The organism is Pseudomonas sp. NMI760_13 (assembly GCF_021283245.1).
In the GTDB taxonomy this organism is placed as follows: Bacteria; Pseudomonadota; Gammaproteobacteria; order Pseudomonadales; family Pseudomonadaceae; genus Aquipseudomonas; species Aquipseudomonas peradeniyensis.
This window is the reverse complement of record NZ_JAJSRC010000028.1, coordinates 18,804-43,306: the sequence shown is the minus strand read 5'-3', so window position 1 is coordinate 43,306 and position 24,503 is coordinate 18,804. Positions and strand designations below refer to the sequence as shown.

The 24,503-nt window shown below is 65.0% G+C and carries 25 protein-coding genes and 1 pseudogene; 14 read left to right on the top strand and 12 right to left on the bottom strand.

Translation table 11 applies throughout. The features are described 5' to 3' along the window. The first annotated feature begins 175 nt into the window (after positions 1-175). Entirely contained in the window at positions 176-2,227 is a 2,052-nt protein-coding gene (locus LU671_RS23265) for a TonB-dependent receptor family protein (RefSeq protein WP_232857023.1), read from the top strand. Between the two features lie 99 nt (positions 2,228-2,326). Here the strand turns inward: LU671_RS23265 and LU671_RS23260 are convergent, their stop codons facing one another. Next, positions 2,327-3,391 (bottom strand): AI-2E family transporter, encoded by a 1,065-nt coding sequence (locus LU671_RS23260; protein ID WP_110733451.1) that lies wholly within the window; start codon positions 3,389-3,391, stop codon positions 2,327-2,329. A 124-nt stretch (positions 3,392-3,515) separates the two neighbouring features. Here LU671_RS23260 and trhP point away from each other — a divergent pair, with 124 nt between their 5' ends. The 5 genes from trhP (at position 3,516) to LU671_RS23235 (ending at position 8,634) form a co-directional block, all read left to right on the top strand. Further along, positions 3,516-4,850: a prephenate-dependent tRNA uridine(34) hydroxylase TrhP gene (gene trhP / locus LU671_RS23255; RefSeq protein ID WP_232857022.1), complete on the top strand. Its 1,335-nt coding sequence runs from the start codon at positions 3,516-3,518 to the stop codon at positions 4,848-4,850. A gap of 146 nt (positions 4,851-4,996) precedes the next feature. Further along, positions 4,997-6,733, top strand: coding sequence for a copper resistance system multicopper oxidase (locus LU671_RS23250; RefSeq protein WP_232857021.1), 1,737 nt, complete (start codon positions 4,997-4,999; stop codon positions 6,731-6,733). Next, entirely contained in the window at positions 6,726-7,631 is a 906-nt protein-coding gene (locus LU671_RS23245; RefSeq protein ID WP_203652023.1) for a copper resistance protein B, read from the top strand. The genes LU671_RS23250 and LU671_RS23245 overlap by 8 nt, the downstream gene beginning before the upstream one ends. 137 nt (positions 7,632-7,768) lie before the next feature. After that, positions 7,769-8,197, top strand: a complete 429-nt coding sequence (locus LU671_RS23240; protein ID WP_232857020.1) for a DUF411 domain-containing protein — start codon at positions 7,769-7,771, stop codon at positions 8,195-8,197. Beyond that, complete coding sequence (locus LU671_RS23235; protein ID WP_203652021.1) at positions 8,197-8,634, top strand: YqaA family protein; 438 nt, start codon at positions 8,197-8,199, stop codon at positions 8,632-8,634. The genes LU671_RS23240 and LU671_RS23235 overlap by 1 nt, the downstream gene beginning before the upstream one ends. A 55-nt stretch (positions 8,635-8,689) precedes the next feature. Here the strand turns inward: LU671_RS23235 and LU671_RS23230 are convergent, their stop codons facing one another. From LU671_RS23230 to LU671_RS23180, 11 genes and pseudogenes are all read right to left on the bottom strand, one after another. Then, the gene (locus LU671_RS23230) at positions 8,690-9,898 is read right to left on the bottom strand and encodes a hypothetical protein (RefSeq protein ID WP_232857019.1); all 1,209 of its coding nucleotides are present in this window, start codon (positions 9,896-9,898) and stop codon (positions 8,690-8,692) included. Between the two features lie 111 nt (positions 9,899-10,009). After that, a complete protein-coding gene (locus tag LU671_RS23225) occupies positions 10,010-10,831 on the bottom strand; it encodes a hypothetical protein (protein ID WP_232857018.1) in 822 nt (273 codons plus the stop codon). Positions 10,832-10,845: 14 nt separating this feature from the next. Beyond that, positions 10,846-12,006, bottom strand: coding sequence for a type III secretion system translocon subunit SctE (gene sctE, locus LU671_RS23220; protein WP_232857017.1), 1,161 nt, complete (start codon positions 12,004-12,006; stop codon positions 10,846-10,848). After that, positions 11,996-12,502, bottom strand: a complete 507-nt coding sequence (locus tag LU671_RS23215; RefSeq protein WP_232857016.1) for a SycD/LcrH family type III secretion system chaperone — start codon at positions 12,500-12,502, stop codon at positions 11,996-11,998. Before LU671_RS23215 ends, sctE begins: the two co-directional genes overlap by 11 nt. Positions 12,503-12,510: 8 nt before the next feature. Further along, complete coding sequence (locus LU671_RS23210) at positions 12,511-13,470, bottom strand: virulence-associated V antigen (protein WP_232857015.1); 960 nt, start codon at positions 13,468-13,470, stop codon at positions 12,511-12,513. Positions 13,471-13,616: 146 nt separating this feature from the next. Continuing rightward, positions 13,617-15,715 (bottom strand): annotated as a pseudogene (gene sctV, locus LU671_RS23205) (type III secretion system export apparatus subunit SctV). Further along, a complete protein-coding gene (locus LU671_RS23200; RefSeq protein WP_203652003.1) occupies positions 15,712-16,041 on the bottom strand; it encodes a tetratricopeptide repeat protein in 330 nt (109 codons plus the stop codon). The pseudogene sctV and the gene LU671_RS23200 overlap by 4 nt, the downstream one beginning before the upstream one ends. 4 nt (positions 16,042-16,045) lie before the next feature. Further along, positions 16,046-16,411: a hypothetical protein gene (locus LU671_RS23195; RefSeq protein WP_203652001.1), complete on the bottom strand. Its 366-nt coding sequence runs from the start codon at positions 16,409-16,411 to the stop codon at positions 16,046-16,048. Next, entirely contained in the window at positions 16,408-16,779 is a 372-nt protein-coding gene (locus tag LU671_RS23190) for a hypothetical protein (protein ID WP_232857014.1), read from the bottom strand. The genes LU671_RS23195 and LU671_RS23190 overlap by 4 nt, the downstream gene beginning before the upstream one ends. A gap of 2 nt (positions 16,780-16,781) precedes the next feature. Then, the gene (locus LU671_RS23185; RefSeq protein ID WP_203651998.1) at positions 16,782-17,066 is read right to left on the bottom strand and encodes a TyeA family type III secretion system gatekeeper subunit; all 285 of its coding nucleotides are present in this window, start codon (positions 17,064-17,066) and stop codon (positions 16,782-16,784) included. Next, on the bottom strand, positions 17,047-17,889 hold the full coding sequence (locus LU671_RS23180; RefSeq protein ID WP_232857013.1) for an HrpJ domain-containing protein: 843 nt from the start codon (positions 17,887-17,889) through the stop codon (positions 17,047-17,049). Before LU671_RS23180 ends, LU671_RS23185 begins: the two co-directional genes overlap by 20 nt. Positions 17,890-18,096: 207 nt before the next feature. Between LU671_RS23180 and sctN the strand changes: the two genes are divergently transcribed. From sctN to sctU, 8 genes are read left to right on the top strand one after another with little or no spacing between them, the layout of a single operon-like run. Next, positions 18,097-19,425: a type III secretion system ATPase SctN gene (gene sctN, locus LU671_RS23175; protein WP_232857012.1), complete on the top strand. Its 1,329-nt coding sequence runs from the start codon at positions 18,097-18,099 to the stop codon at positions 19,423-19,425. Next, entirely contained in the window at positions 19,416-19,886 is a 471-nt protein-coding gene (gene sctO, locus LU671_RS23170; protein WP_203651996.1) for a type III secretion system stalk subunit SctO, read from the top strand. Before sctN ends, sctO begins: the two co-directional genes overlap by 10 nt. Then, on the top strand, positions 19,880-20,722 hold the full coding sequence (locus LU671_RS23165; RefSeq protein WP_232857011.1) for a type III secretion system needle length determinant: 843 nt from the start codon (positions 19,880-19,882) through the stop codon (positions 20,720-20,722). Before sctO ends, LU671_RS23165 begins: the two co-directional genes overlap by 7 nt. Further along, on the top strand, positions 20,719-21,642 hold the full coding sequence (gene sctQ / locus LU671_RS23160; protein WP_232857010.1) for a type III secretion system cytoplasmic ring protein SctQ: 924 nt from the start codon (positions 20,719-20,721) through the stop codon (positions 21,640-21,642). Before LU671_RS23165 ends, sctQ begins: the two co-directional genes overlap by 4 nt. Continuing rightward, the gene (gene sctR / locus LU671_RS23155; RefSeq protein WP_203651994.1) at positions 21,639-22,292 is read left to right on the top strand and encodes a type III secretion system export apparatus subunit SctR; all 654 of its coding nucleotides are present in this window, start codon (positions 21,639-21,641) and stop codon (positions 22,290-22,292) included. Before sctQ ends, sctR begins: the two co-directional genes overlap by 4 nt. Position 22,293: 1 nt before the next feature. Further along, on the top strand, positions 22,294-22,560 hold the full coding sequence (sctS, locus tag LU671_RS23150) for a type III secretion system export apparatus subunit SctS (RefSeq protein WP_232857008.1): 267 nt from the start codon (positions 22,294-22,296) through the stop codon (positions 22,558-22,560). Continuing rightward, entirely contained in the window at positions 22,557-23,345 is a 789-nt protein-coding gene (gene sctT, locus LU671_RS23145) for a type III secretion system export apparatus subunit SctT (RefSeq protein WP_203651991.1), read from the top strand. The genes sctS and sctT overlap by 4 nt, the downstream gene beginning before the upstream one ends. Then, positions 23,342-24,388: a type III secretion system export apparatus subunit SctU gene (gene sctU, locus LU671_RS23140; RefSeq protein WP_232857006.1), complete on the top strand. Its 1,047-nt coding sequence runs from the start codon at positions 23,342-23,344 to the stop codon at positions 24,386-24,388. The genes sctT and sctU overlap by 4 nt, the downstream gene beginning before the upstream one ends. Positions 24,389-24,503 lie beyond the last annotated feature (115 nt).

Here is a 24,503-nt window from a genome sequence, read left to right as displayed (position 1 = left end):
GTTTTTTTTGGGGGCTGCGTTGCAGCCCATCGCGGGGCAAGCCCGCTCCCACGCCAATTGAGCGAAATGGCGTGGGAGCGGGCTTGCCCCGCGATGGCCATTACAGATCGACCACTGTGCTTCGTCTGCCCTTTGCAGCGTCAGACTTCCGCCCCCGATCTGGAACCCCGTCCCCATGCGCCCCACCCTCCCCTACTCCCTGCTGGCCCTGTTCGTCGCTGGCACCGCCCAGGCCGCCAATCGCGTCGAACTCGACCAGGTGCTGATCCAGGACCGGCAGCAATCCGAACTGGAAGCCGCCGCCGAGCACCTGCGCGAGATCCCCGGTGCCAGCAACCTGGTGGACATGGACAAGGTCGGCCAGGGCCGGGTGGCCAGCAACCAGGACGTGCTGGCCTACCAGCCGGGGGTGTTCGCCCAGTCGGCGGGCAATGACGGCATCAAGCTGTCGATCCGTGGTTCGGGCATCAATCGCGCACCGGGCGCCCACGGCTCGGGCGTGTACACGATGTTCGACGGCCTGCCGCTGACCGGCCCGGGCGGCACGCCCTACGAGCTGTTCGAACCGCTGTGGCTGAGCCGCGCCGAAGTGCTGCGCGGCGCCAACGGTTTCGACCAGGGCTCGCTGGCCCTGGGTGGCGCGATCAACTACGTGACCCACACCGGCTACGATGCCGCGCCCTTGCAGGTGCGCTACGAAGTCGGCAGCCGTGGCTACCAGCGCCGGCACATCAGCTCCGGGCAGGTGCTGGGCAACCTCGACTACTACGTGGCCCTGACCGATGCCGAGTACGACGGCTACCAGGACCACAGCAGCGGCAGCGCCAAGGGCATCGCCGCCAACGTCGGCTATCGCTTCAACCCGAACCTGGAGACGCGCTTCTACCTGCGCTACCGGGAAACCGAGAACGACCTGGCCGGGCGCCTGACCAAGGACCAGATCAAGCACCATCCCCGTGCCGCCAATCCAGCGTACCTGGCCCGCGACGACAGCCGCCCGCAACCGGGCAGCACCTGGGTGGGCAACAAGACCACCTTCTTCCTGGATGACGATTCACGCCTGGAGGCGGGGCTGGTCTATCACGACTACCCCATGGACCTGCGCGAAGGCCCGATGCGCCTTAAGGTCGCCTACACCGATGTCAGCGGCACGCTGAACTACTTGCGTCGCGACACCCTGTTCGGCCATGAGAGCAAGACCACCCTCGGCTGGCGTACCACCAAGCACCTGCCCAACAGCGGCGCCTCGCAGTTCGCTCGCCCCGGCGGCGACAACTTCGGCGCCCGCAGCCGCGATTTCAGCTACCAGGGCTCGGATACCGTGCTGCATGCGGGCAACGACCTGGAGCTGATCCCGAACCTGTGGCTGAGCACGGGCCTGGCGATGATCTATACCCGCCGCGAAAGCGACGTCACCTACCCGACCAGTGGCGGCAAGGTCAGCCAGCATGACTGGGACTACGCCCCACGCCTGGGCCTGCGTTACGACATCCGCCCTGACCTGCAGGTCTACGGCAACCTCAGTCGCTCGGTGGAGCCGCCGCACCCGTGGTCGCTGGTCTGGAGTGCGCCGGTCGCCAACCAGCCCATGAAGATGCAGAACCAGACCGCCACCACCCTCGAGCTGGGTGCCCGCGGCGACTCGGCACTGGGGCATTGGGACCTGGCCTGGTACTACGCCCAGGTACGCCACGAACTGTTGAACGTGGAAGTCGTGCAGGGTCTGCCGTTCAAGGAGTTCAATGCCAGCCCCACCGTGCACCAGGGCATCGAGGCCGGCCTGGACAGCCTGCTCTGGGAGCAACCCGGCACCGGCAAGCTCAGCCTGCGCCAGGCCTACACCTTCAGCGACTTCCACTACCGTGACGACGACAAGTTCGGCGACAACCGCCTGCCTGGCATCCCCATGCACTACTACCAGGCCGAACTGCGCTACGACTGGCCGAGCGGTTTCTACGCCGGGGTGAACACGCAGATGGCCTCCAAGGTGCAGGTGGACTACGCCAACAGCTACCACGCCGATGCCTACGCCCTGCTCGGCGCGCGCCTGGGCTGGGACTCGCCGAAACGGGACTGGCAGACCTGGCTCGACCTGCGCAACCTGACCAACAAGCGGTATGCGGCGACGGTGACACCGGGGTACAACGATGCCGGGCAGGACATCGCCCGCTCGACGCCGGGGGAAGGGTTCGGGGTGTATGCGGGGGTTTCCTACAGTTTCCGATAAATAGCTTGGGGCTACGATGCAGCCCATTCGCGGGTAAACCCGCTCCCACAGGTTTCGTGCAGTGCCCTGTGGGAGCGGGTTTACCCGCGAATGGCCCTTTCAGGATGGCAGTTGCACCTGCGGCTTGGTCGAGGCAAAGATCGCCCAGCTGGAAATGAACAACGCCGCGATCAACGGCCCGATCACGAAGCCATTGAGCCCGAACACCGCCAACCCGCCCAAGGTCGACACCAGCACCAGGTAATCCGGCATCCGCGTATCCTTGCCCACCAGGATCGGCCGTAGCAGGTTGTCCACCAACCCGATCACCAGCACGCCGAACGCCGTCAGCACGATCCCCTGCCAGATCGCCCCGGTCAGCAGGAAATACAGCGCCACCGGTCCCCAGACGATCCCCGCGCCCACCGCCGGCAATAGCGACAGGAACGCCATCAGCACCGCCCACACCAGCACGCTGGGAATGCCCAGCACCCAGAAGATCAGCCCACCCAGCGCCCCCTGGGTGATCGCCACCAGCAGGTTGCCCTTGACCGTGGCCCGCACCACGCGCTTGAACTTCAACTGCAGGCGGCGCTTCTGCTGCTCGGGCAGCGGCACCGCCTGGCGCACCTTGCGCGCCACCTCCGCGCCCTCGCGCAGGAAGAAGAACAGCAGGTAGAGCATGATGCCGAAGCTCACCAGGAACTCGAAGGTACCCTGGCCGAAGCTGAACGCCTGGCCGGCGAGGAACTGGCTGCCCTGGGTGGCCCACTTGGTGATCTTGTCGCGCAGGCCATCGAGGTTGCCCATGCCCATGCGGTCGAGGAAATGCTGGGCATAGACAGGCAGCATATCCTTGCCACGCTCGATATAGCCGGCAATGTCCAGCTGGCCGCTTTCGATGCGTTGGTACAGCGCCGCGCCCTCCTGCACTAGCAAGGCACTGATGATGATCACCGGCAGCACGGCGACCAGCAGGCAGGTGGCCAGCGCCGTCGCCGTGGCCAGGTTGCGCCGCCCGCCCAGGCGCAGCAGCAGATGGCGTTGCAACGGAGAGAATAGAATACCGAGGATCACCGCCCAGAAGATCGCGCCGGAATACGGCAGCAGGATCCAGATGAAGGCGATGGTCACCAGTGCCAGCAGCACGGTCAGGGCTTTGTTCTGCAAGACGGCTTCGTTCATGGTCATTCCTCGGGGGCTCAACAATTTAGTGCCCCGCGCATCGGCAAAAGTGCCGTTGATCCAGATCAATACCTGCACAGTGCCGCCGACTTAGCATCCGCGCCTTTTGCCCCCGGTGCGCACCATGACCTCTCCCGCCAAGCCCGAACTGCTCGCCCCCGCCGGCTCCCTCAAGACCATGCGCTACGCCTTCGCCTACGGCGCCGACGCAGTCTATGCCGGCCAGCCGCGCTACAGCCTGCGGGTGCGCAACAATGAGTTCGACCACGCCAACCTGGCCCTGGGCATCCAGGAGGCCCAGGCCCAGGGCAAGCGCTTCTACGTGGTGGTCAACATCGCCCCGCACAACGCCAAGCTCAAGACCTTCCTCAAGGACCTGGCGCCAGTGATCGAGATGGGCCCGGATGCGCTGATCATGTCCGACCCGGGGCTGATCATGCTGGTGCGCCAGCACTTCCCGCAGATGCCCATCCACCTGTCGGTGCAGGCCAACACGGTGAACTGGGCCAGCGTGCAGTTCTGGCAAGGCATGGGGCTGACCCGGGTGATCCTGTCGCGGGAGCTGTCGCTGGAAGAGATCGAAGAGATCCGCCAGCAGGTGCCTGAAATGGAGCTGGAAGTCTTCGTGCACGGCGCGTTGTGCATGGCCTATTCCGGGCGCTGCCTGCTGTCGGGCTACATGAACAAGCGCGACGCCAACCAGGGCACCTGCACCAATGCCTGCCGCTGGAAGTACCAGGCCACCCCGGCCAGCGAAAACGCCACGGGCGACATCGTTCGTGAATGCGAGCCGACCCTGGGCCTCGGCGCACCGACCGAACAGGTGTTCCTGCTCCAGGAGTCCAACCGCCCCGGCGAAGAGATGCCCGCCTTCGAGGACGAGCACGGCACCTACATCATGAACGCCAAGGACCTGCGCGCGATCCAGCACGTCGAGCGCCTGGCCCGGATGGGCGTGCACTCGCTGAAGATCGAAGGCCGCACCAAGTCGCACTTCTACTGTGCCCGCGCTGTGCAGTCCTACCGCCAGGCCATCGACGACGCCGTGGCCGGACGGCCGTTCGACCGCAGCCTGATGAGCAACCTCGAGTCCCTCGCCCAACGTGGATATACCGAAGGCTTTCTGCGCCGCCACGTGCACGACGAGTACCAGAACTACCAGCGCGGCAACTCGGTGTCCGAGCGCCAGCAGTTCGTCGGCGAACTGACCGGTGTGCGCGTGGACGGCCTGGCCGAAGTGAAGGTAAAGAACCGCTTCGCGGTGGGCGATCACCTGGAGCTGATGACCCCCCGCGGCAACTACCACTTCGACCTGCACCGCCTGTGCGACCGCCAGCAGCAGGCCATCGGGGTGGCGCCGGGCGACGGCCATGTGGTGTACCTGCCGATTCCCGAGCAGGTGTCGCTGGAGTTCGGCCTGCTGATGCGCGACCTGGAGAGTGGCGAGGCCGTTGCCTGACAAATCTGTAATCCGCGCCTCAGGTGGCTGACAGGCGCTGGCGACGACCATCGGTGTCATTCCCGATCGCGGGGCAAGCCCGCTCCCACCGTGGGAGCGGGCTTGCCCCGCGATCGGATGGACCTTGCCAGCACCGAGAACATGCCATGCCACCGACTCCAACCCGCCGCACCTTCGTCAAGGGCCTGGGTGCCGCCAGCGCCCTGGCCGGCCTCGGCCTCTGGCGCCCGCTGGCCCAGGCCGCCGAGGGCCGTCTGCCGCTGCATGACCTGAGCGGCCAGCAGTTCGACCTGTTCATCGGCCAGACCCCGGTCAACATCACCGGCCGCCCACGCACCGCGCAGACCATCAACGCCAGCCTGCCCGGCCCGCAGCTGCGCTGGCGCGAGGGCGACACCGTGACCCTGCGCGTGCGCAACCGCCTGGACCAGCCCACCTCGATCCACTGGCACGGCATCATCCTGCCGGCCAACATGGACGGCGTGCCGGGCCTGAGCTTCGCCGGCATCGAGCCCGGCGGCGACTACCTCTATCAGTTCACCCTGCGCCAGAGCGGCACCTACTGGTACCACAGCCACTCCGGGCTGCAGGAGCAGGCCGGCGTGTACGGCGCCATCGTCATCGAGCCCCGCGAACCCGAGCCGCACAAGTACCAACGCGACCATGTGCTGTTGTTCAGCGACTGGTCGGACCAGGCGCCGGAAGCCCTGATGGCCACCCTGAAGAAGCAGTCAGACGCTTTCAACTACCACAAGCGCACGGTCGGCGACTTCGTCGATGATGTTGCTGAGAACGGCTGGGGCAAGGCCGTCGACAATCGCTGGGCCTGGGCGAAGATGCGCATGAGCCCCACCGACCTGGCCGACATCAGCGCCGCCAGCTACACCTACCTGCTCAACGGCCAGCCCCCGGACGGCAACTTCACCTGCCTGTTCCAGCCCGGCGAGACCGTACGCCTGCGCCTGATCAACGCCTCGGCGATGACCTACTTCGACTTCCGCATTCCGGGCCTGAAGCTCACGGTGATCGCCGCCGACGGCCTGCCGGTGACCCCGGTGACCGTGGACGAGCTGCGCATCGCCGTGGCCGAGACCTATGACGTGCTGGTCACCGTGGGCGACCTGCCCGCCTACACGCTGTTTGCCCAGAGCATGGACCGCACCGGCTTCGCCCGTGGCACCCTGGCCCGCGCGGCGGGTTTGCAGGCCCCCGTGCCCGAGCCGGACCCGCGTCCGGTGCTGACCATGGACGACATGGGCCACGGCGGCATGGGTGAGATGGACCATTCGAACATGCCAGCGATGGACCACGGCAATATGGCGGGCATGGACCACTCGAACATGGCCGGCATGGCCATGATGCAAGGCCACCCCGCCAGCGAAACCGACAACCCGCTGGTGGACATGCAGACCATGGCCCCCCGGGCCAACCTGGCCGATCCCGGCATCGGCCTGCGCGACAACGGCCGCCGGGTGCTGACCTACGCCGACCTGCGCAGCCCCTACTCCGACCCGGACGGACGCGAACCGTCGCGGGACATCGAGCTGCACCTGACAGGCCACATGGAACGCTTCGCCTGGTCGTTCGACGGCATCAAGTTCAGCGATGCCGAGCCGCTGCGCCTGAAATACGGCGAACGGGTGCGCATCACCCTGGTCAACGACACCATGATGACCCACCCCATCCACCTGCACGGCATGTGGAGCGACCTGGAGGATGAACAAGGGCGCTTCCTGGTGCGCAAGCACACCATCGACATGCCCCCCGGCAGCCGGCGCAGCTACCGCGTAACCGCCGATGCCCTGGGCCGCTGGGCCTATCACTGCCACCTGCTCTACCACATGGAGACCGGCATGTTCCGCGAGGTACGGGTCGATGAATGAGAACCGCAACCGCCACATCGTCACCGGTGTCGCGCTGATGGCCTTGCTGGCCAGTGAACGGGCCCTGGCCGCGGGCATGGACCACATGAACCATGGCGCCATGCCGATGGACCACGGCCAGATGAACCACACCAGCATGCCCATGGACCACAGCCAGATGAACCACGCGGCGGCGGCCCCCGGCCAACCGCGCACACCGCTGCCGGTGATCACCGATGCCGATCGCCGCGCCGCCTTCCCGCCGTTGCCGGGGCATCAGGTGCACGACCGGGCGACCAACTGGGCAGTGATCGTCGACCAACTGGAGTACCAGAACTTCGAAAGCAGCGGCGCCCTGAACTGGAACGCCACTGCCTGGGTCGGCGGCGATATCGACCGCCTGTGGCTGCGCACCGAGGGTGAGCGGGAACAAGGCAAGACCCACAAGGCCGAGCTGCAGGCCCTCTGGGGCCATGCCATCAGCCCCTGGTGGGAACTGGTCGGTGGCGTGCGCCAGGACTTCAAGCCCGCCAGCGGCCAGGGCTGGGCCGCCTTCGGCATCCAGGGCACGCCGCTCTACGGCCTGGAGCTGGAAGCCACCGCCTACGCCGGCGAGCGGCAGCAGACCGCGCTGCGCCTGGAGGCCGGTTACGCTATGCTGCTGACCAATCGCTGGGTCCTCGAACCGACCGTCGAGGCCAACTTCTTTGGTCGCAACGACGCCGGGCGCGAACAGGGCTCGGGGCTGGCCGAAAGCGAAGTGGGCCTGCGCCTGCGTTACGAGATCACCCGCGCGTTCGCGCCCTATGTCGGGGTCAGCTTCAACCGCCTGCACGGCAACCGCGCCGAGCAGGCCAGGGAGGATGGCGAGGACATCGGCCAGACCCGGCTGGTGGCCGGGGTTCGCCTGCGTTTCTGATGCACTCACGGTCTGCGTGGGAGCGGGCTTGCCCCGCGATGGATGGCACCGGCATTGCCGGTGATCGCGGGGCAAGCCCGCTCCCACGCAGACCGCCACCTGGCCATTGGATCATGCTGTTTCACAGGAGCTCCACCATGCTGCGCAAACACCTGCTCACCCTCGGCCTGCTGGCCGTCACCGGCCTGGCCCAGGCCGCCGAGACCATCGATGTCTACCGCGACCCCAACTGCGGTTGCTGCAAGGAGTGGATCAAGCACCTGAGCGGTAACGGCTTCACCGTCAACGACCACGTCGAGCCGAACATGAGCGCGGTCAAGCAGCGCCTGGGCGTCGAGCCACGCCTGGCGTCGTGCCACACCGGGGTGATCGACGGCAAGTTCGTCGAAGGCCATGTCCCGGCCGAGCAGGTGCGTCTGCTGGCCAAACGCAACGACCTCAAGGGTATCGCGGTGCCGGGCATGCCGATGGGTTCGCCGGGCATGGAAATGGGTGACCACAAGGACGCCTACCAGGTCATCGGCGTGACCCGGGATGGCCAGGATACCGTGGTCGCCAGCTACTGATGCTCAGCCTCGGGGCGCTGTTCCTCAGCGCCTTCGGCGCCGCCACCCTGTTGCCGCTGCAGTCCGAGGCCGTGCTGGTCGGGCTGCTGCTGCGCGAACCGGGCGCCTGGGCGACCCTGCTGCTGGTGGCCACGCTCGGCAACGTGCTCGGCTCCATCGTCAACTGGCTGCTGGGCCGGGCCATCGAGCACCTGCGCGAACGCCGCTGGTTCCCGTTCAGCGCCAGCCAGCTGGAACGCGCCCAGCAACGCTACCAGCGCTGGGGCCAGTGGTCATTGCTGCTGAGCTGGATGCCGGTGATCGGCGACCCGCTGACCTTGATCGCCGGGATCATGCGCGAGCCGTTCTGGCGTTTCGTGCTGCTGGTCACCCTGGCCAAGGGCGGGCGCTATATCGTGGTGGCAATGATCACCCTGGGCTGGTTTCACAGCGGGTGACCTGAAGGGATTCGAAAGGCTGGCCGGGGCCCTGAGGCTCCAGCCAGTCTCAAGCTCAAGCCGCGTCGGCAGCCTGCAGGTTGCCGAGCAGACGCCCTGCCATGTCCAGCTTCTTCTGCAGTGTGTCCACGAACGAGAGCGCAGAGTGGGCCTGCAACAGATCGGGTTCCAGCTTACGCTGCCCGAAGAGGTCGCCGTAGGAGTGGGTCTGCCCTATCGCCGTGTGGTCCAGCACCATTGAAGCGATTGCCTTTTCGGCGGCACTGCCATGCTCGGCAAGACGCTCCAGGTGCTCAAATGACTGAGAAAGCGGACTGGTCGGCCGTTGCAGCGAATTCATGGTCGCGTTGAAGTCATTACGCGTTGGCAGAGCGACCTCATCGTCGATCTTGACAAATCCGAGCTTGACGTCCTTCAACGATGTTAGCGGATCAGGCTGTCCGATGGTCGCCCCACCGTAACTCGCTTCAGGCTCCACAGGCTGTGCAGGGCTCGCTTCGGCCAAAGTGCCGGCTACCACCGAAGCGGCATCGTCGTATGCTTGCGCCACGACAACTGGCGCCAGCGCATCGGACTTCTGGGCGAACAGGTCGATGAACTCGGCATCGACCTCTTTGACAAACGCCACCACCGCTTCAGGGCCTACCTGCTCGGGATCCGGAAACTCGGCAAACTTCGAAGCCAGGAAAATCACCGCATCGAGTACCTTGGCGGCAGCCATCGGATCGTTCTGCATCAGTTTGATATTGTCCGGAAACTGGGCCTCTTGCAAAGAGTAGCCACCGACGATATCGACCTCGGTGATGCTCGTCCCAACCTTCAGCTCTGGCACAAGCTCGCCCAGCTTGACGACATTCGATAACAGGCAGTTGGCGTTACGCATGATATTGCTGCCCGTGAGCTGCTCCGTGTAACTGGCCATGAACTGCTCGGTTGGCAGATTCTCCTGCTTCGCCAGTATCCCGCTGGCCTGCGACCTCATGACATCCGGCAGCCCTTTGGCCATCTGCTCGTTTAATGAACGCATCATGTCCGGCGCCGAAGCCGTGGCCTGCGCGCCGCCCGTCGCCACACCGGGACGAAAGCCGAGGAACTCGGCAATCGCGATGAACAGGCGCATCAGGATGCCATGCTTCTGCGGCTCCTCGTGACGCGCCAGGCGCTGCGCTGACTCGCTGGTTTTCACCTGTGCGCAGTCACTGCTCTCGTTGACTGGATGCAACTGGGCGGCACACACCCAACTGGTTGAAACCGATTCGATCATTGTACAAACCTCTTCTTGCAGCATCGTTTAACTTGGGAAAAGACCACTCTCACACCCGCAAGAACCTGGATCCTTACGGCTTGCAACATCCTTGCAGGAAAGCTGACGTGCTCAGGCCATGATGCCCGCAGCCCTGATCCCCTGATTGTCGTTGCGCAGGATTTCCTGGATCAGTTGACGCAACTGATCGATCATCTTCGCCAGGTCATCGGTACAGCGCTGGAACAGCTCCTTCTGGTTGCCGGCAACCGCCGCCTCGAGCTCCTGCTCTTTTGCCCAGACATCCTGCAGCGACTTGATGGCATGGGCGATGCCAGTGCCAAAGGCTGCGCCGCTCTGGGCCACGCCATTGAGCGTATGCAGCGTGGTATTGCGGGTGTCGATGGCGTTCTGCAGGTGCTTGACCTCGATACGGTTCTCGGCAATCAGCCTCTTCGAGGCCATCGCAACCTCACCGGACTTGGCAAACTCGGCAGCATGGCTGGCTTGTTCCAGGCCCTTGATCGTGCGCGCATCCCCCAGGTTCTTGAGCATGCCGGTGGTGCCGCTGGCCAGGGTGAACGCGCCCAATGCACCACTGACGGCCGCCGAGGCGAACAGCGCATTGCTGGCGGTTCTCATCCAGCCGATCTGCTCCTTGCTCGCCAGCACGCTGACTTCGGCCTGGGTCCTGCGTCCCTGGGCGTTGCCGTCACGCACCTGCATGGCGGCGCGGAGAATCGCCAGCAGGCTCTCCAGGTCCTGGCTGCAGGGCGTGGCCTGCGGTGTATCCAGGCTTACCCGCCCTTGCTTCTCGGCAAATACCGCGCGCGTCGCCGCGCAGGGCATGGCCAGCATCGCCCATAGCGGCAGCCCGGCCTTCTGCCCCTCGGTGACCGGCAGTTGGGCATCCACGTGGGACGAATGATCGACAGTGGAAATGGACAGATTCATGATTGACTCCTTGATCAGGCAATGACGTTTCGGCAAGCGATATCGGTGCAGGCCTTGCTGCGGTTGTTCAACAGTTCCAGTAGTTGCTCGAAGCGTTGCGCCTTCCCCGCGAGCAGTTGTTCAAGCGCCTTGGCCAACTGCTCGAGAAAACTGTGTCCCTGGTCCAGCAGCAGGCGCATTTCCGCCAGTTGCGCCTCGCTGCGCAGTGCCAACCCCTGCATCACCGAACTGGCCGCCTGCCCGGCGCTGGACAGCGTGGTGGTGGCCATGCTGGCGCCGGTCAGGGTCATCTGCAGCTTGGCCTGGGTGCCCGCGCTGGCGGTCGAGCTGACCCCGGTGGAGGCGACGCCCTGGATCTTCTGGCCCACTGAAAGGACCGTCTGCGCGACCTTGCCACTCACCTTGCCGGCCACCTTGGCGGCGACCACCGCGAGGCTGCCGCCGCAGGTCAGCACCACCGAGGCCAGCGCCAGGGCGACCTCGACCGCCATCAACACCGGCCCGAGGTACTTCATCACCGCCTTGGAGATATGCCCGTCCTCGGCGGCCTGGTTCAACGACATGGACACCACCCCCATGACGCCACCCGCGATCATCAAGGCGCCCGCGACGGCGCCAAGGCCAGTGGCGACCATGACGGTCCCCACCACGATGGAGACGATGGCTGCGGCCCAGCCGAAGACCTTGGCGAACACGCTCGCCGTGCCGGCGTCCTGGTGTCGCTGAGCCACCTCCTCCATCTTCTGCGCATTGAGCGCCATCTGCTGGCGGTTTTGCTCGGTGAGCTGACGTACCTGCTGCAGGTTCAGCTCGGTCTGGCGCGCACCCAACTGGCTCAGCAGTTCAGTGAGGCGGATATCCAGTTCAGCGTCGGAGATATCCCCGGCGAGTTGGCCGAGTATCAATGCACCGACATCAGGTACCGCGACCAGCACTGGTTGCATGAGGCCTTCAGCGTCGATCAGCTTGTCGAATGCCAACCCCTGATGCAGCCCCTTCGCCAGCGGCGCTGGAGGGTCCAATCGGACACTCATGTCCTGCTTGATCGTTGCGACGCTGGACGCTGTACCGGTCTCGCCGGGCAACTGGATCGCCGTGCCCGGCAGCAGCATTTCCGATTCGATTTCAGCCGGTATCAGGAGCGGCTGCTCCACAGACAGAAGCTCAATTCGCATGACGTGCGCCCTCCTTCTGCTGCAGGGCCTCGAGCAGTACCTGCGCCTGACCTGCCAGGCCGGCATGCTCGCTGTCTACCGCCAGGATCAGCGCCTGCTCGTAGCCGCTGCGCGCCGCTGCCAGGTCGCCCAGGTACTGGTGGCATTGCGCGCCATGGAAGCTGAAACGCGGGTCCTGCGGCGCGAGCATCGCGCCATAAGCATAAGCCGGCAATGCGTCCTGGTAGCGCTCAAGCGCCTGGTACGCGCCTGCCACGCCAAGAAACGCCCGGGGGTCATAATGGTCGAGTGCCGCCAGCCCCTTGAACAGCGTGAGCGCATCGTCCAGCCGTCCCGCCTGGTAGAAGTTGAACGCCTGGGCGTAAAGCGTTTCCAGTTGCCCCGCGCATACCCCGCGCAGCATGGCGAAGGTGCCGCCATCGCCAAAGAAGCGCTCGATCGCATCGACGTTGTTGGCATCGGCATCGTCGCCGGCCATCTGTTGTACTGCCGTCATCACCTACCTCAGTTCTGCAGAATCCTGGACAGCATCGAGAACCAGGTCTCGACGAACTTCATCATCACCTCGGTGGAGGTGGTGTAGCGCGAGCCCACGTCGTTGAGCAGGGTGGTCTGTTCGGTCACCTTGTCGTTGACGATGCGGGTGCGGTCGCTCAGGGCCTGGGAGAAATTGGCCAACGGGTTGTTGTCCTTGTCCCAGGCGTACTGCGCTTTCAGGTCGCTCATCGGTCCACTGACCTTTTGCAGGCGGCCGCCGTTTTCACTCGACGCAGAGGCAGATTGCGCGCCCTCGAGGAAATGCCGCACCGTGACGATCCCGTCCGACTGGAACGTATCCAGGCTCGAGAGCAATCGGCGCTCGGAGCTCTTCTCCCAACTGTCCGCATCGAGGTCGTAGAGCTTGCGGTCGAAGAGGTTGAAGCCACCGTCTTCCAGCTTGAAGGTGCCCTTGTCGGCCATCACCACGTTGACCTTCGACTGGATCACGCTGAAGATCTTCAGCTCCGCCGTGAGGCACTTGAGCTGCTCGCTGAGCTCGGTGCGTTCGGTCTTCTGCTTGCGCATGCGCAGGCCCATCGCCGCCATCACCAGCTCGTCCATGCACAGGCGCTCGCCCAGGTTCTGCAGCTGCAAGGGCGCTCCCGGCAACCAGCCGGCATAAGCCTCGAGCAATCGGTACAGCGCGTCGACATGCTGCTCGGGCAACGGTTGCGCCAACAGGCTCTCGAAATAGGGACGGCTCTGTGCCAGACGCGCCTGCCCCTCGGCCCCCAGCAACGTCTCGATGGCCTGCGACCGGTGCTCCGCGCTCAGCGGCTGGCCTTGGCCGTCCACGGCCACGATCCCGTGCTGATCCTGGATCGCCTCCAGCCGTTTGATATCCCGCCAGGTGTCCGGCGGCGCGACACGGTCTACGTACGGCAAAGGGACAGGGCGACTACTTGCTTCAATAGAACTGCTCATCATCTGCATCCGGTTGGTCAGGTACCCTTCCTGGCACAAGGCCGGGGTACATGCCGATGAAGTCTATTGAGGTGCAAGCGGCCGCTCCGTCAGACCCGGCCGCGATTTTGTAGTTTGTGGGTACGCTTTCTGACGCCAGGCTGGCGTCAGCCGATGCGCCCCAATGGCTGGATGTTGATCTGCGTGGTGAGTTCCTGGAAGGACAGCACCGGCAAGTCGAAATAGATGCCCTCGACCAGCTTGCGCACATAGCGGCGGATATCCATCGACACCACCAGCACGGGCCTTGCCTGGGCATCCTGCAAGTCGCCCACCACGGCTTTCACCTGGGCGAGAAAGGTGTCGCTCTGCGCAGGCTCCAGGGCCAGGTAGCTGCCGGCACTGGTCTGGCGGATGCCGTTGCGGATCATCTCCTCGACCGCCGGATCCAGCAGGTAGGCCGGCAGCAGGTTGTGCCCGCTGGCGTACTTGTAGCAGATATAGCGCTTGAGGCTGCTGCGCACGTATTCGGCCAGCTGCACCACGTCCTTCTCTTTCTGCCCCACTCCACCAAGGCTTCGAGGATCGAGCGCATGTTGCGGATCGAGATACCCTCGCCCACCAGCCGCTGGAACACCTCGGTGATGCGCTGCAACGGCAGGATGCGCTGCACCTCCTTGACCAGCTCCCCATAGCCCTGCTCCATCTGCTCCAGCAGGTAGCGGGTCTCCTGGATACCGATGAAGTCCCCGGCGTATTCGCACAAAACCTGCGACAGGTGCCAGGCAAGCACCTGGTCAATCGCCAGGAAGGCGCATCCGGCGCGCTCCAGACGCTCGCGCTGGGCCTGCTCCACCCACAGCGCTGCCCGTCCTGGCAGCAGGGCTTCGCCTTCCTCGTAGGGCACGCCGACAAGCGCCAGCTGGCTGGGCTTTTCCTGGACCAGCAGCCGTTCCGGCATCAGCCTGCCACGCGCCACCGGCACTTCCTGCAACAGGATGCGGTACTCGCCGGGGCCGAGCACGCTGCTGAAACGCAGGCGGATACCGGGAAACGGCACGCCATGATCCAGATACAGCGCCTGCCGGACCCGCGCCAGCTCTTCGTTCAGCGAGGCAGCCTCCAAGGCGGCTTGCAGGCCACTGTCCACATCGATGAGCAAGGGCACCGTCAAGGCGAACGCTTGCGCGTCAGCGGCCGTCTTCGCCTTGCCGGAAGGCTTGAGCGTGGGGGCGCCAGCGCCATTGGCCAGCAACGCCGGCAGGCCACCAGTGTGCAGCCGGCCCTCCTCCGCGATGCGCCGTTGGCGGATCGCCCACCAGCCACCGCCCCCGACCAGCAGTGCCAGGGTAAGGAAAGTGACCGTCGGAAAGCCTGGAACAAGCCCGAACAACACCAGCAATGCGCCGCCGATCATCAGGGCCTTGGGTTGCGCCATTACCTGGTTGCCGATATTCGCCCCAAGGTCGCGCGCCCCTTCGCCATCGCGGGTGACGATGATGCCGGCTGTGATGGCGATCAGCAGCGCCGGCACCTGGCTGACCATGCCATCGCCCACGGTAAGCACCGCGTAGAGCTGCAAGGCGTCAGCCGCGCTCATGCCCTTCTGCATCACGCCGATGGCCAGGCCCGCCAGCAGGTTGACCACGATGATCACCAGCCCGGCGATGGCGTCGCCCTTGACGAACTTCATCGCCCCGTCCATGGCTCCATACATCTGGCTGGCCTTCTCCACCTCGCCACGGCGCTCGCGGGCCTCGTTGACGTCGATGACCCCGGCGCGCAGATCGCCATCGATGCTCATCTGCTTGCCCGGCATGGCATCGAGGGAAAACCGCGCGCTGACCTCCGCCACCCGCTCGGCGCCCTTGGTGATGACCAGGAACTGCACGATGGTGATGATCAGGAACAGGATGCAGCCCACCACCAGGTTGCCGCCGACCACGAAGTCGCCGAAGGTCTGCACGATCTGCCCGGCGTCGGCCTCCAGCAGGATCATCCGCGTGGTGCTGATCGACAGTGCCAGGCGAAACAGCGTGGTGACCAGCAGCACCGAGGGAAACACCGAGAAATGCAGCGGCGATACGACATACACCGACATCATCAGCAGCACCACGGCGATGGTCATGTTCAGGGCGATCAGCAGGTCCAGCAACAGCGGTGGCAACGGCAGGATCATCATGAACACCACCGCCAGCAGCATCACGGCCAGCATCAGGTCCTTGCGCGCGCCGATATGGCCAAGCACCCGGGTCAAGGTGTTCATGGGTGGGCCTTGCGTCGCAGGTACTCGGCGAAGGTGGCCTGGGCCTGCTCCAACCGGCCCGCCATCTGCTGCGCCTGGCTCAGGCACAGCCACAGGGGGGCCCGCTGCTCACCGGCGTCACGCAGCGCCAGGCACTGCTGCTCGGCACGCGCCCAGTCGCCCAGTTCCAATGCAGCCACTACCGAGGCGCGGCGCCCGGCGATGTGATCGGGATCAACCCGCAACAGCACCTCCAGCAACGTATGCGCGCCCTCGGGCAGGCCACATCGCAGGTGCAGCCAGGCCAACAGCTGCAGGACATCACGCTGTTCAATCGTCAATTGCATCTATTCATACCTTGAGCAGAAGGTTGGCGTAGCACGCCAGCGTATGCCGGTCGGCCAGCAATGCCTGCAGCAGCGCCGCCGCCTGGCGGTTCTCGCGGGCCTGGGTGTTGAGGAGTTGCTCCGCCAGGGCGTCCAGCGTCGTGGCGAAGCGCTGCGGGTCGTACAGGGCATGCAGTTCCTGTTCGGGGCTGGCGTAGGACAGACGCAGGCGTTCCATCCGATGCCGCGGGTACAGTTCACGCAGATGAGCCTGCACGGGTTGCCCCGGCATCGGCAGCGGTTCGCCAGCCGGCCGTGGCAACGCAGTGTCGGCTGCCAATGACGGCAACCACAGGTCAGGGAGCTGCCCGGCTCGCTCGATCACGCTCATGCCGTGAGCACTTCGACACGCACCCGCGACAGCAGCCGGCAAGCCTCATGCAGTACCTGCTCGGTCACCCGGTGCTCATCAAGGCTGACCAGCAACACCAGGCGGTCGTCAGGCAGCAGGCCGCAACGCAGCAGTTGGCCAGGCGCCTGATGATCATGGACCTGCCTGAGCGCACTCGACAGGGCACGTTCAAACAGTGCTCCATGCACGGGAAAGGTCAGCCAGAGTGTCAACTGCCCTGCCTGTCGCTCAAACTGCACGACACCGATATCCGCAAGTTCCAGACGCTGAAAGGTCTCCTGCGGATGCGCCAGAATCACTCCCTGATCGCGACAGAACCGGACCATGGCTTCAGTACACAAGTCCATGCTCACGCCTCCCGCCCGCCATGCAGCGACGCTTCTTCGTCGTCGATGAGCTGGTCCATGGTCAACTGACAGATCGCCAGCAGGTGCTCGCGCTGGACCTCTTCGCTGAACACCTGCAAGGGCAGCAGGCGAAAGATCCGCCGCAGTTCACGCAGGCAATGGACACGTTGAGCGCCAGGGGCCAGCGGCAGCGCGGCGAGCAGGCGCAGGATGTCCTGTTCGGTGATCCAGCGCTTGTCGAGCAGCGCCAACAGGTCGCTGACCAGATCAGAAGGCCCGTACGCCACTGGGCTCTCCGGCAAGCTGGCGGAACAGCGCGGCCGTGTCGCTTTCCAGTTTCTTGAGGGCCTGCACCAGCTTCATGTCGCTGATGACCTGCTGCAGCTGGTTGCTGTCCAGGTGCGAGGACGGCCCGCTGATATGACTGGCCAGGCCGTTGAGCATGAACTGGGCGATATCGCCGATGGCCGCATCGCCGAAGCGTGCGCGCAAGTCGTCCCAGGCGTGCCGAAGCCCGCGATAACCGCACAGGAAGTCGCAATAAACCTCGCGCAGCGCGGCCACCTCGGCGACACCCTGCTCCTGGGTCGCCTGTGCCAGCGGACCGATCTCGATCCCCAGTTCGATCGCCTGGCCTTGCGTCTGCGCCATGCTTGCCATGGCTTGGTCCAGCTTGCCGAGCAAGTCGCGGGTATCAGCCGCCTTGCCCAATGCATCACGGGCATAGGCCAGGGCCAGGTAGCGATGGCAGGCTTCGCCGGAGAAGCCATCCAGGCGTGCCTCCAGCTCCCCCGGTGTCAGATGAGGATGCTGACGCAACCAGGCCACCAGTTCATCCAGGGCGCGGCGCTGGACGTCCGGCACCTTGGCCAGCATCTCCTCGGCCGCCTGGCCCGCCTGCTGCCCATGCAGGCGCGCATCGGTGACGCGACTGCGGGCACTGAGCCGGGCATTGGCCAGCGACGAGAATGCCATCGACAGCTCCTCCGCCATCTCGGCCTGCTGCCCCATCGGGGTCACCTGCCGCGCCTGGACGGTTGCCTGCGCCTCCCAGCCGCCCCCCATGTCCACCATCGGGTCAACCCGGGCAAAGCCGATGCCTTCGCTCATCCCCACCTCACTTCGAAATAAATGAATGAGCGGCATGCTAGAGGCAAGCCAGCAGCCGTACTGTCATCGTCGGGCGCTTCTTTTTAGCCTGCCGGCGCGCGCAACACATAGCGACCGGAATCTAAAAACATGCGACTCACAGTGAAATCCATCCCCGGGCAGGCTTCCTAGAATGGTCCCCTTCATTCACGCACCCACATCGTACCCATGTCGCCATCGCTGCTGCAGATTCCCCAGACCCTGAAGTCTGCCGTGAACGGCGCCACCCTGGTCCAGGTCAACGGCAAGGTCACCCAGGTCACCGGCACCCTGATCCGTGCGCTGGCGCCCGGCGTGCAGGTCGGCGAGCTGTGCCGACTGCGCAGGCCCAACCATGAGCAGGCGCTGCTGGCCGAGGTCATCGGCCTGCAACAGGACCAGGCGTTGCTCGCCCCGCTGGGCGACATGCAGGGCCTTTGCACGCGCACCGAGGTCTGCCCCACCGGGAGCATGCACCGCGTGGGCGTGGGGGATCATTTGCTGGGAACAGTGCTTGACGGCTTCGGCAACCCGCTCGACGGCAGCATGCCGGCCACACCACAGGCCTGGTACCCGGTGCACCGGGATGCGCCGGCGCCCTTGAGCCGCAAGCTGGTCGACACCCCCTTGAGCCTGGGCATCCGTTGCATCGATGGCCTGCTCACCTGCGCCGAAGGGCAACGCGTCGGCATCTTCGCCCCTGCCGGCGGCGGCAAGAGCACGCTGCTGGCCTCGTTGATGCGCAACGCGAAGGCCGACGTGATCGTCCTTGCGCTGATCGGCGAGCGCGGTCGCGAGGTGCGCGAGTTCATTCATCACGAGCTTGGCGAACACGGGCTGCGCCGCGCGGTGCTGGTGGTTTCGACCTCCGACCGCCCGGCGATGGAGCGGGCCCGGGCGGGCTTCGTCGCCACCACCGTGGCCGAGTATTTCCGCGACCAGGGTTGCAAGGTCCTGTTGCTGATGGACTCGCTGACCCGCTTCGCCAGGGCCCAACGCGAGATCGGCCTGGCCGCGGGTGAACCGCCGACCCGACGCGGCTTTCCGCCCTCGGTGTTCGCCCAGTTGCCACGCCTGCTCGAGCGCGCCGGGCACTCGGACAAGGGCTCGATCACCGCGCTCTACACCGTGCTGGTGGAGGGCGACGACCTGAACGAACCGATCGCCGAGGAAACCCGCTCGATCCTCGATGGCCATATCGTGCTGTCACAGGCTCTGGGGGCGGCCAACCACTACCCGGCCATCGACGTGCTGCGCTCGGTCAGCCGGGTCATGCACCAGGTGGTCAGCCCTGCCCACCGTGCCGCCGCCAGCCAGTTGCGCCAGTGGATGGCGCGCTATGAAGACGTCGAACTGCTGCTGCGAGTCGGCGAATACTCCCGAGGCCAGGACCCTGCCGTGGACCTGGCCATCGACAAGCACGATGCCATTCGTGCCTGGCTGTGCCAGGCACCGCACGAACACAGTTCGCTGCAGCAGAGCCTCGAACAACTGCTGGAGATCGCCCGGTGCCCTTGACCACCCTGTTATCCATCAAGCAACGCCGACTGCAACGGGCCGAGCACGAAGCGCGCAATCAGCAGGCCCGCTTGCAGGCGGCACAGGCGGACAAGGCAAAATCGCTCGAGGCGCACCTGACGTATCGGTGCTGGTCCCGCGAAGAGGAGCAGCGCCTGTTCGATGCGCAGGTGGGGCGCCTGACCAAGCGCCATGACCTGGAACAGTGGCGTCGCCAGGTCGGCCTGCTCGGCGAGCGGGAAGCGAGCCTGCGTGGACAAGTCGTGGCCTGCGAGAATGCACTGGCGCGCCAGCACACCGCACGCCAGCAGGCGCAAGCGAAACTTGCCCAGGCCAGACAACAGCTGGACAGTTTCAAGCAACTGCACGAGCAGGCATCCCGGCAAGCCGCTCGGCGCACAGAGCACAGCCAGGAGCTCGAAGTGGAGGAGTGCCATGGCCAGGGAGGCTCGCCATGCTGAACACCCAGCCTGTTCCTGCGCTGCCGGACAACCCATTGCATGACCCGCCTGAACGTGGGCCTTGCAACGAGCAGCGACTGTTGTTCGAACACCTGCTGGAAATTCCACGGTTCAAGCGCAGCGCGCCGCAGGATACAGGCCTTCGACCTGCCCGGGACGAGGCCAGCCCTGAACGCCCTGTCACCCAAGTGGTCCTGAGCATGGCTGCCTTGATCGCAAAGTGCCCACCCGCCTGCGCAGCAGAACGACCTGCGCTGATCGAGAACGTCATCGAACGCCCCCTTCCGGAGCCCATGCCAGCGATACTTGATGAGGTCGAGCCGACCTCATTGACCGAGGCAAGCCGTGCCGATGCGGGCCTGCAAACCGTCCGCGACAGTACCGACAACGTGCCGGATCGTCTGCTACCCAGTGATATCGAGCCAATCCTTGCGCCCCCTGCCTCATCGGGCGAGCGCCCCCTGATCGACAGGGCCTTGCCGGCAACTGTCGCGGCCCCCATCCAGGATCTGCAGACGCTTGTGGAGCGCCTGCAATTGCAACTGTTCGCCAGCAGGACGGGTACCCGCGAACAGGCCCTGTTGCAGGTGCAGTTACCTCAGCTGGGCCATGTCGAAGTACGCATGAACCCTGTGAGCGCTGGCCTGCAGGTGGAGATCCAGGCGGCGCCAGCCGCCCTGCGGCAATTGCAGGTAGCCGGTACGGACCTGCTTGAGCGTCTGCAACGGCTCGATCCCGCGCAGCCGGTCAGCCTCGGCTTCGGCGCAAATGGCGACAGCCAGCAAGGCTCACGCAACAAGCGCCATGTAGAGGACGAAGGCTGGCCTCAACCATGAGTACATTGAACTTGCCTGCCGCCCACACCCAGGAACTGCGCTTGCAGCAGTTACTGAGCCATCGCCAACCCCATTATGCCGACGATCAAGGGCAGGTCTCGCTGAGTGTCAGCGTTCCAGGCGATGACCTGGATCTGGCCGTGCAGATCGATTGGCTCGGCGTACCGACTCGCCTGCTGTGTCGTCGGCAGCAGCTGGCGCAATGGCTTGCACCGCAGTTGCAGGCCGCCGACTTTGCCAGCCTCCCCAGCGCACTGCAGTTGGCGGTGCTGCAACGGGACACTCCTCGCCTGCCCGGCCTGCAATGCCTGGGCATCGAGCCGGCAGAAACCATCGACCGCACACCCGGTCTGCAAGTGACGCTGAGCAGCACGCAAGGCCTGCTGCCCTGCTGGGTGCAAGGCGACAGCGAGCGCCTGCTGACGGTCTTGCCACGGCGTCCACTGCGCGAACGCCTGAACATCCTGCTGAACCTCTCGCTGCAGTGGCGACCCCTCGAACTGACGTTGCACGAGCTGCGCGACCTCGGCACGGGCGACATCCTGCTGCTGCCCGCAGGTACGCCAAGCTCCCCGCGACTGTTGGGCGTGCTCGATGGCCACCCCTGGGCCGAACTGCAACTCGACGACACACACCTGGAGCTAGTCCGCATGCACGACACCCCCCCTGTGACCGACACCGCCCTGGAAACACTGGAGCAACTACCAATACCGGTCAGTTTCGAAGTCGGTCGCCAGACCCTCGACCTGCACACGCTGTCGACCCTGCAACCTGGAGCGCTGATCGAACTGCACAGCCCGCTGGATGCCCAGGTGCGTATCCTCGCCAACCAGCGCTGTGTCGGCACCGGTCTGCTGGTGCAGATCGACGGCCGCCTCGGGGTGCGGATCAACCGCCTGCTGGAACAGCAACCGACATGATCCAGCTGCCGAACGAACTGAGCCTGATCCTCGGCCTGGCGCTGCTGTCGCTGGTGCCCTTCATCGCGGTCATGGCCACCTCGTTCCTGAAGATGGCCGTGGTCTTCTCGTTGCTGCGCAATGCCCTGGGTGTCCAGCAGATTCCGCCGAACATGGCCCTGTACGGCCTGGCGATCATTCTCAGTATCTACGTCATGGCCCCGGTGGGCATGGCTACCTACGACTACCTGAACGCCCATGAAACGACCCTCGGCGATGCCCGCTCGGTCGAACGTTTTCTCGACGAAGGCATGGCGCCGTTTCGCGCCTTCCTCGATGGCCAGGTCAACGAGCGCGAACGCGCCTTCTTCCTCGACAGCGCCCGCCAGCTATGGCCCAGCCACTACGCCGAGCGGATCGATGGCAACAGCCTGCTGGTGCTACTGCCGGCGTTCACCATCAGCGAACTGAGCCGGGCCTTTGAGATCGGCTTCCTGATCTGCCTGCCCTTCATCGCCATCGACCTGATCATCTCCAACATCCTCCTGGCCATGGGCATGATGATGGTCTCGCCGGTGACCATTTCACTGCCCTTCAAGCTGCTGCTGTTCGTCCTGCTCGACGGCTGGGGACGACTCTCCCATGGCCTGGTGCTGAGCTACGGAGGCTGACATGCACAGTACCGAAGTGTTGCACTTCGCCAGCCAGTCGCTGTGGCTGGTGCTGGTCCTTTCCCTGCCGACAGTATTGATGGCCGCGCTGGTGGGCACCCTGGTATCCCTGGTGCAGGCGTTGACCCAGGTGCAGGAACAGACCCTGGGCTTCGTCGCCAAGCTGGTGGCGGTGGTCGTCACCCTGTTCGTCACCGCCGACTGGATGGGCAGCGAGCTATATCGCTACACCGACCTGGTGCTCAACCGGATTCCCTCGGTGCGATGACGGTCCAGACACTTGAACAGATGCTGCTGGGCTTCAGCCTGATCCTGCCCCGGTTGTTCGGCTGCTTTCTCCTGCTGCCGATCCTCGGCAAGCAGGTACTGGGCGGCGCGCTGGTGCGCAATGGCGTGGCCTGTTCGCTGGCGCTGTTCATCTACCCCTGCGTGGCCGGTACCCTGCCCGCCGAGCTGGACGGGTTGCAGCTGGGGCTGCTGATCGGCAAGGAAGTGCTGCTCGGCCTGCTGCTGGGCTTTGTGGTGGTCATCCCGTTCTGGGCCCTGGAGGCCTGCGGTTTTCTCATCGACAACCAGCGCGGCGCCACCCTGGCCTCCACCCTCAACCCGCTGCTGGGCAGCCAGACCAGCCCCTCCGGCACCTTGCTGGCGCAGACGCTCCTTACCCTGTTCTTCACCGGCGGCGCCTTCCTGGGGTTGCTGGGGGCACTGCTGGGCAGTTACGCCAGCTGGCCGGTGGCAAGCTTCTACCCACACATCGGCAGCCAGTGGAACACCTTCTTCCTGGCCCAGTTCGATTACCTGCTGGCCCTGTGCGTGCTGTTCGCAGCACCCTTGCTGATCGCCATGTTCCTCGCCGAACTCGGCCTGGCCCTGGTCAGCCGCTTCGCGCCGTCGCTGAACGTGTTCATCCTGTCCATGCCGATCAAGAGCCTGGTCTGCAGCACGCTACTTGTGCCGTACCTGGTCCTGCTGATGACACTGGCCGAGGATCAGGTGTCCATCGCGCTGGCCAAGGCAAGTCTGCTCGCTCCGTTGCTGGAGCAACCATGAGCAGCGAGAAAACTGAACAGCCCACACGGGCAAAATTGCGCGATGCGCGCCGCAACGGTCAGGTGGCCAAAAGCAAGGAGCTGGTCTCCACAGTGCTGATCCTGAGCCTGGTTGCGTTGCCCATGGCTTTTCCCGATTACTTTCTCGGGCATCTGCGTGAGCTGATGATGCTCCCCGCCCCCCTGCTCCACCTGCCCTTTCGCCAAGCGCTGGAGCTGATGCTCGAGCAACTGCTGCATGAGTTGCTATGGCTCACCCTGCCGTTCCTGCTGACGGCCGTGCTCGCCGCCATCGCCGGCAACCTGCTGCAGACCGGCTTCGTGTTCAGCGGCAAGTCGCTCTCACCCGACCTGAAGAAAGTCAGTCCACTGGAGGGGGTGAAACGAATCTTCTCGGTCAGGAACCTGCTCGACTTTCTCAAGTCGTCGCTCAAGGTACTGCTGCTCGGCGCGCTGGTGCTTGGCCTGCTCAGCGACCACCTGCGCACGCTGCTGCGGGTGTCATCGTGCGGCATCGAGTGCATCCTGCCGTTGCTGGGCAGCCTGATGGGCAGACTGATCGGGGTCTGTGCCGTGGGTTTCCTGGCGATCTCGGCAGCCGACTACGGCCTGGAGCGCTGGCAGCATCTCAAGCAATTGCGCATGAGCAAGGAAGAGGTCAAGCGCGAGCACAAGGAGATGGAGGGCGCCCCCGAGCTCAAGCGCGAGCGCCGCAAGCGCCATCGCGAAATGCACAACGGCACGTTGCGCGCGGATGTCAGGCGCTCGTCGGTCATCGTCGCCAACCCGACCCATATCGCCGTGGGCCTGCGCTACAAACCCGGGGAAACACCCTTGCCGCTGGTCACCCTCAAGTACACCGACGAGCAGGCCCTGCTGGTGCGGCGGATTGCCGAGGAAGAAGGAGTACCGGTGCTCGAACGTATTCCCCTGGCCCGGGCGCTATTCGCCGACAGCCGGGTGGAGCAGTACATTCCCGGCGAGTTGATCCAGCCAGTGGCCGAGGTGATTCGCTGGTTGCAGGCGCAGGAGGAGATGGCATAGATAACGTAAACCACAGGCAAACCAAGGTCCCTGTGGGAGCGGGTTTACCCGCGAAGCAAGCGCCGCGGTGGTTGGCACCAGCTTCGCTGGTGTTCGCGGGTAAACCCGCTCCCAC

What these genes read in the sequence shown, in the direction of transcription:
- LU671_RS23265 (WP_232857023.1), top strand. Translation starts at nt 176, where the DNA reads ATGCGCCCCACCCTCCCCTACTCCCTGCTGGCCCTGTTCGTCGCTGGC.
- LU671_RS23260 (WP_110733451.1), bottom strand. Translation starts at nt 3,391, where the DNA reads ATGAACGAAGCCGTCTTGCAGAACAAAGCCCTGACCGTGCTGCTGGCA.
- trhP (WP_232857022.1), top strand. Translation starts at nt 3,516, where the DNA reads ATGACCTCTCCCGCCAAGCCCGAACTGCTCGCCCCCGCCGGCTCCCTC.
- LU671_RS23250 (WP_232857021.1), top strand. Translation starts at nt 4,997, where the DNA reads ATGCCACCGACTCCAACCCGCCGCACCTTCGTCAAGGGCCTGGGTGCC.
- LU671_RS23245 (WP_203652023.1), top strand. Translation starts at nt 6,726, where the DNA reads ATGAATGAGAACCGCAACCGCCACATCGTCACCGGTGTCGCGCTGATG.
- LU671_RS23240 (WP_232857020.1), top strand. Translation starts at nt 7,769, where the DNA reads ATGCTGCGCAAACACCTGCTCACCCTCGGCCTGCTGGCCGTCACCGGC.
- LU671_RS23235 (WP_203652021.1), top strand. Translation starts at nt 8,197, where the DNA reads ATGCTCAGCCTCGGGGCGCTGTTCCTCAGCGCCTTCGGCGCCGCCACC.
- LU671_RS23230 (WP_232857019.1), bottom strand. Translation starts at nt 9,898, where the DNA reads ATGATCGAATCGGTTTCAACCAGTTGGGTGTGTGCCGCCCAGTTGCAT.
- LU671_RS23225 (WP_232857018.1), bottom strand. Translation starts at nt 10,831, where the DNA reads ATGAATCTGTCCATTTCCACTGTCGATCATTCGTCCCACGTGGATGCC.
- sctE (WP_232857017.1), bottom strand. Translation starts at nt 12,006, where the DNA reads ATGCGAATTGAGCTTCTGTCTGTGGAGCAGCCGCTCCTGATACCGGCT.
- LU671_RS23215 (WP_232857016.1), bottom strand. Translation starts at nt 12,502, where the DNA reads ATGACGGCAGTACAACAGATGGCCGGCGACGATGCCGATGCCAACAAC.
- LU671_RS23210 (WP_232857015.1), bottom strand. Translation starts at nt 13,470, where the DNA reads ATGAGCAGTTCTATTGAAGCAAGTAGTCGCCCTGTCCCTTTGCCGTAC.
- LU671_RS23200 (WP_203652003.1), bottom strand. Translation starts at nt 16,041, where the DNA reads ATGCAATTGACGATTGAACAGCGTGATGTCCTGCAGCTGTTGGCCTGG.
- LU671_RS23195 (WP_203652001.1), bottom strand. Translation starts at nt 16,411, where the DNA reads ATGAGCGTGATCGAGCGAGCCGGGCAGCTCCCTGACCTGTGGTTGCCG.
- LU671_RS23190 (WP_232857014.1), bottom strand. Translation starts at nt 16,779, where the DNA reads ATGGACTTGTGTACTGAAGCCATGGTCCGGTTCTGTCGCGATCAGGGA.
- LU671_RS23180 (WP_232857013.1), bottom strand. Translation starts at nt 17,889, where the DNA reads ATGAGCGAAGGCATCGGCTTTGCCCGGGTTGACCCGATGGTGGACATG.
- sctN (WP_232857012.1), top strand. Translation starts at nt 18,097, where the DNA reads ATGTCGCCATCGCTGCTGCAGATTCCCCAGACCCTGAAGTCTGCCGTG.
- LU671_RS23165 (WP_232857011.1), top strand. Translation starts at nt 19,880, where the DNA reads ATGCTGAACACCCAGCCTGTTCCTGCGCTGCCGGACAACCCATTGCAT.
- sctQ (WP_232857010.1), top strand. Translation starts at nt 20,719, where the DNA reads ATGAGTACATTGAACTTGCCTGCCGCCCACACCCAGGAACTGCGCTTG.
- sctR (WP_203651994.1), top strand. Translation starts at nt 21,639, where the DNA reads ATGATCCAGCTGCCGAACGAACTGAGCCTGATCCTCGGCCTGGCGCTG.
- sctS (WP_232857008.1), top strand. Translation starts at nt 22,294, where the DNA reads ATGCACAGTACCGAAGTGTTGCACTTCGCCAGCCAGTCGCTGTGGCTG.
- sctT (WP_203651991.1), top strand. Translation starts at nt 22,557, where the DNA reads ATGACGGTCCAGACACTTGAACAGATGCTGCTGGGCTTCAGCCTGATC.
- sctU (WP_232857006.1), top strand. Translation starts at nt 23,342, where the DNA reads ATGAGCAGCGAGAAAACTGAACAGCCCACACGGGCAAAATTGCGCGAT.